The 583-nt window shown below is 45.5% G+C and carries 1 pseudogene; it reads left to right on the top strand.

From position 1 onward, the window contains the following. Positions 1-158: 158 nt before the first annotated feature. Positions 159-467 (top strand): annotated as a pseudogene (locus DW49_RS0124245) (chemotaxis protein); the annotation flags it as partial. Positions 468-583 lie beyond the last annotated feature (116 nt).

Genomic DNA, 583 nt, shown 5'->3' with positions numbered 1-583 from the left:
TGTTTTCGAAAAAATCAGCCACCAACTAACGGAAAATTCAAATCTTATCAATAGCTTAGCTTGCAGGTTATGGGTAACTTATTTCGAAAACAGTACACTAGGTGGCGCAAAAATTTTCAGATTGCGCACCGCCGTAATCCCTTCATGAGGTGTTTTTAATGGCTAAATCTTTTCGCATTCAGGTCCTTGCCATGATGGGAGGAATCGTGGTGTTGCTGATCGCGCTGACCTGTTTTTACTTCCTTTCCAATAACTTAAAATCTTATCGCGGCTTGCTTGAGGGGCCGGTGCAGGTTTCGCAATTGGTCGATGAGGCCAATTTGAAATTCAAGATTCAGGTCCAGGAATGGAAGAATGTACTGTTGCGCGGTAAGGCGTCGGCGGACCTGAACACTATCTGGGCACAATTCGAGAAGGAAGAAAGGCAGGTTCAGGAAACTCTTGGCAAGCTGATGAAAGTACAGGGTGTAGTGGTCTAATGATTCCGGACACTCATTTAGGCGAGAATATCGCCAGATATAGAGGTGTCTGATGACCAAACAACGCCGTACCTTTTCCATTGAATTCAAACGCGAGGCCGCAG

Source organism: Pseudomonas avellanae BPIC 631, from assembly GCF_000444135.1.
GTDB lineage: Bacteria > Pseudomonadota > Gammaproteobacteria > Pseudomonadales > Pseudomonadaceae > Aquipseudomonas > Aquipseudomonas avellanae.
Note: the sequence above shows the minus strand (reverse complement) of the source record. Positions and strands in the feature narration are given on the sequence as shown.